Annotated in this window: 2 protein-coding genes; both read left to right on the top strand. The window is 69.9% G+C overall.

Features of this window, described 5'->3' with window-relative positions; translation table 11 throughout:
- Nucleotides 1-2,531 (top strand): protein kinase (locus VFS34_00795; GenBank protein ID HET9792967.1); only part of this gene is annotated, 2,531 nt, incomplete at its 5' end.
- 69 nt (nt 2,532-2,600) lie between these two features.
- On the top strand, nt 2,601-5,078 hold a 2,478-nt coding region (locus VFS34_00790), incomplete at its 3' end, for a protein kinase (protein ID HET9792966.1).

Raw genomic sequence — 5,078 nt, 5'->3', positions numbered from 1 at the left:
CGGAATCGATCGCGGCGGATCGCGACGCGCTCGCGCGCTTCGAGCGCGAGGCCCTTTCCGTCGCGGCGTTGAACCACCCGAACATCCTTTCGATCTTCGATTTCGGCGCCCATGACGGCGTCACGTACGCCGTGACGGAGCTCCTCGAAGGCGAAACGCTCCGCGAGATGCTGACGGACGGAGCGCTGCCGGTCCGCCGCGCTCTCGAGATCTCACGCCAGGTCGCCGCCGGTCTCGCCGCCGCCCACGGAAAAGGAATCGTCCACCGGGACTTGAAGCCCGACAACGTGTTCGTGACGCGCGACGGAAGGGCCAAGATCCTCGATTTCGGCCTCGCCAAGCCGGCGCGCGCGGCCTCCTCCGACGAGACGCACTCCCCGACCGTGTCCGCCTACACCGAGCCGGGGACGGTCATGGGCACCGTCGGCTACATGTCACCCGAACAGGTTCGCGGCCGGGACGCCGACCACCGATCCGACATCTTTTCGTTCGGAACGCTCCTCTACGAGATGGTCACCGGCCGCCGCGCTTTCCAGCACGACACGGCGGCCGAGACGATGACGGCGATCCTGCGCGAGGACCCGCCCGAGACCGTCGCGTCCGGCGCCGCGATTCCCCCCGCGCTCGACCGGATCCTCCGGCATTGCCTCGAGAAGAGTCCCGAGCAGAGATTCCAGTCGGCGAGCGACGTCGGCTTCGCGCTGGAGTCGGTCTCGGGGACGCCGAGCTCGACGGAGCGGCCGCCCGCCGGGCGCGTGCGCCGCCGCGTCCCTGCCGTCGCGATCCCCGTTGCCGCGCTCGTGGGCGCGGCGGCCGTCTGGATCGGTCTGCGGGGCACCGCGCGCCCCGCCGCCTCCGGCCGGCCCGCCTCGTTCCAACAGCTCACCGATACGCCCGGCGTCGAATCGTCTCCGTCGCTCTCGCCGGACGGAAAGAGCGTGGTGTACGTCGCCCGCGTGGGCGGCATCATGAAGCTCTTCCTTCTCCGCGTCGGCGGCCGGAACCCGACGCCGCTCACGGCGGACTCGCCGGCCGACGACTGGCAGCCGGCCTTCGCTCCCGACGGGGAGCGGATCGCCTTCCGCTCCGAGCGCGACGGCGGAGGCATCTTCGTCATGGGCTCGACCGGAGAATCCGTCCGCCGGCTCACCGATTTCGGCTTCGCCCCCACCTGGTCGCCGGACGGCAAGGAAGTCGTCGTGACGACAGGAACGTATCTCTTTCCGAGCGACCGCGGAGCAAAGGTCGGCGGGATGACGGCCGTGGATGTCGAGACGGGACACAAACGCGTCGTCACCGAGGCCGCCGACGCGATGCAGCCGGCATTTTCTCCGCACGGCAAGCGGATCGCTTTCTGGGGACTTCGCGGAGACTCGGGACAGCGAGACATCTTCACCGTCGCCGCCGACGGCTCCGAGGCCAAAGGAAACGGGAAGGACGTCACCGACGACGCCCCCCTCGACTGGAGCCCGGCCTGGTCTCCCGACGGGCACTGGCTCTGGTTCTCGAGCAACCGGGGCGGCTCGATGAACCTCTGGCGCGTCCCGATCGACGAGAATTCGGGCCGGGTGCTCGGAGCGCCGGAACCGATGACGACGCCGTCTCTCTGGAGCGGGGAGATCAGCTTCTCCCGCGACGGGAAGCGGATGGCGTATTCGAGCCTTCTGTGGAAGTCGACCCTCCTCCGGGCGCCTTTCGATCCGCGCGAGGGGAAGATCACGGGACCATCGACGCCGATCCTGAAGAGCACGCAGCCGATCCGCGATCACGACGTTTCGCCGGACGGCCGATGGGTCGCGTTCATGCAGACGACGAACCAGGAAGACATCGCGCTCGCGAGGACGGACGGCACCGACTATCGGCGGCTGACCGACGATCCGTTCCGGGATCGGGGACCGCAATGGTCGCCGGACGGGAAGGAGATCGTCTTCTATTCCGACCGGAATGGTTCCTACCAGGTCTGGTCGATCCATCCCGACGGCAGCGGCCTTCGCGAGCTTTTCCACGTCGAGGGGGCGGTGAATTTTCCGATCTGGTCTCCGGACGGCTCGCGAATGACGTTCTCGAGGATCTGGTTCTCCGCGAGCCGGGGCGGATTCGGACTCGCCGACCTTCGGTCCGGACCGTCCCCTTCCCTCACCTACATCGACTTGCCCGAGCTCGGCACGTCGTCGTACTGGCCGACTTCCTGGTCGTCCGACGGAACGAAGCTCGCTGGAGTGATCATCCGCCGCGACGGTTCCACCGATGGGATCGGCGTCTACGACTTTCGCGAAAAACACATCCGGCGCGTTACGGGCGGCGATCCCTTCTGGAGGTCCGCCGTCTGGCTCTCGGACGGACGGCGCCTCGTGATGCGCGATCGGCGGGGGATCTCCCTGGTCGACGTCGCAACGGGCCATATCACGCCGCTCCTCGACGTCGGCGGTTACTTCGTGGGGATGAGCTTCGGAGTCTCGGCCGGCGAGCGGGAGATCACCTACACGGAAACGGCGACCGAAGGAGACGTATGGCTGGCGGAGCTGAAGTGAGGCGGACGTGAGCAGGGCCGCGCCAGGCCTGCCGCGAGGGAAACGTGGCGGTCGGACGGAGATCGACGGATGACGCTCTCCGCTGGCACGAAGCTCGGACCGTACGAGATCCTTTCTCCTCTCGGCGCGGGCGGCATGGGCGAGGTCTACCGCGCCCGCGACACGCGGCTCGGGCGGGACGTCGCACTCAAGGTCCTCCCGGAGCGGCTCGCGCAGGACCCCGAAATGCTCGCGCGGTTCGAGCGGGAAGCTCAGGCGGTCGCGGCGCTTTCGCATCCGAACATCCTCGGCCTCTTCGACGTCGGCAAGGAGGGGGCGACCGTCTACGCGGTGATGGAGCTCCTCGAGGGCTCGACGCTCCGCGATCGGCTGACGAACGGGCCGCTTCCGTTCCGCAAGTGCGTCGACTACGGCATCCAGCTCGCGGAGGGTCTGGCCGCCGCGCACGACAAGGGCATCGTCCACCGGGACCTCAAGCCCGAGAACGTGTTCGTCACGTCCGAGGGAAGGGTCAAGATCCTCGACTTCGGCCTCGCGAAGTCCGTCGCGATCGCGTCGGCGGGCGCGGACACGAATTCGCCGACCGCCGCACCGACGACCGACGCCGGCACGGTTCTCGGCACGGTCGGCTACATGTCTCCGGAGCAGGTCCGCGGACGGACCGCCGACGCGCGGAGCGACATCTTCTCGTTCGGCGCCGTCGCGTACGAGATGTCGACCGGAAGCCGCCCGTTCTCGGGCGCGTCCGCGGTCGAGACCATGAACGCCGTCCTTCGGGACGACCCTCCCGAGATCTCCACGATCCGGAGCGTCCCGCCGGAGTACGACCGGATCGTTCGCCACTGTCTCGAGAAGGAGCGGGAGGAGCGCTTCCAGTCCGCCCGCGACATCGTTTTCGCGCTGAAATCCCTCGATGGAGGGTCGTCGTCGCGCGTCGGGACCGTCGGCCGCGTCCGCGCTCCCCGCCGGTGGGCGGCGCCGGCGCTGGCGGTCGCCGCGCTCGTCGCCGCGGCCGCCGCGTTCCGCATCGGGCGCGTTTCGGGCGAGCGCGCGGCGCGCGCGAACCCGCCGTCGTTCCAGAGGCTCACGTTCCGGCGCGGCACGATCTTCAACGCGCGGTTCGCGAGCGACGGAAAGACGATCGTCTACTGCGCCGCGTGGCAGGGCGAGGACCCGTCGCTCTTCACGGTGCGCGCGACCGGCCCCGACTCGCAGAAGCTCGATCTCCCTCCCGCCATGCTGTACTCGGTCTCGAAGTCCGACGAGCTCGCGATCGGGCTCGGCTGGCGGTTCACGACCGGCTTCACGTCCGAGGCGACGCTCGCGCGCGCCACGCTCTCCGGCGGGGCGCCGCGGCCGATCGCCGAGCGGGTCGTCTCGGCCGACTGGGCGCCGGACGGCGAGAACCTCGCGATTTCGCGCTACGTCGGCGCGAGCGACGTTCTCGAATACCCGATCGGCCGCGCGCTCCACTCGACGGTCGGCTGGATGGATCAGGTGCGCGTCTCGCCCGACGGGGGGCGCGTCTGCTTCGCCGAGCATCGCTTCCGCGGCGACACCGCGGGCGACCTCGTCGTCGTCGACCGGAACGGAAGGGCGACGACGCTCGTCCGCGACCTCACCGTTCTCGACGGGCTGTCGTGGATCTCCGACGGCCGCGAGATCCTCTGGAGCGGAGCGCGGTCCGGGAACAGCGCTTCGCTGTGGGCGGTCGACCTTTCCGGACGGGAGCGGTTCCTCCACCGCAGCGGGATCACCGAGTACGCGCACGACGCTTCCGCCGGCGGAGCGGCGCTCGTGATCCAGTCGACCGCGCGCCGCGAGACCTACCTGAGCGGTCCGGCGGCCGGCGGCGCCCGGGACCGGGATCTCTCCTGGCTCGACTGGACGTTCCCCGACGCGATCTCCGCCGACGGCGGCCGGATTCTCTCCACGGAGCAGGGAGACGCGAGTCGCGAGGAGTATCTCGTCTACCTGCGCAAGACCGACGGCTCCGCCGCCGTCCAGCTCGGCCCGGGAAACGCGCTGGCAATGTCGCCGGACGGGCGCCTCGTCGCGGCAAACCGCCGCGGCCATGCCGGCGGACGCCGCGTTCTCGTCCTGTATCCGACCGGGGCCGGGCAGTCCCGGACGATCGACATGCCGAACCTCGACCCGCTCTCGGCGACTTTCTTCCCGGACAGCCGGAGGCTCGTCGTCTGCGCGGACGCTCCCGGCCGCCCGACGGCGCTCTACGAAGTTTCGCTGGAAGGCGGTCCCGTTCGCCCCATTCCGGGCCCGCTGATGAACCCTTTCTTCTTCTTCGTGTCGCCCGACGCAGAGTCGGTCGCCGGCGTCACGAGCGACGGCCGGATCGTCGTCATTCCGGTCCGCGGCGGCGTGCCGCGGCTGTACCCCGCGGAGCTCGGCGCGGCCTCGGTTGCGGGCTGGAGCGCGGACGGCCGGTCCTGCTACTACTCCGATCGCGGGACCACTTCGGCCCGGATCTACCGCCTCGAGCTCGCAACCGGCCGCCACGAGCTCGTCCGCGAAATCGCCGTCCAGGAC

This window comes from Thermoanaerobaculia bacterium, from assembly GCA_035717485.1.
Taxonomy (GTDB): Bacteria; Acidobacteriota; Thermoanaerobaculia; order UBA5066; family DATFVB01; genus DATFVB01.
Note: the sequence above shows the minus strand (reverse complement) of the source record. Positions and strands in the feature narration are given on the sequence as shown.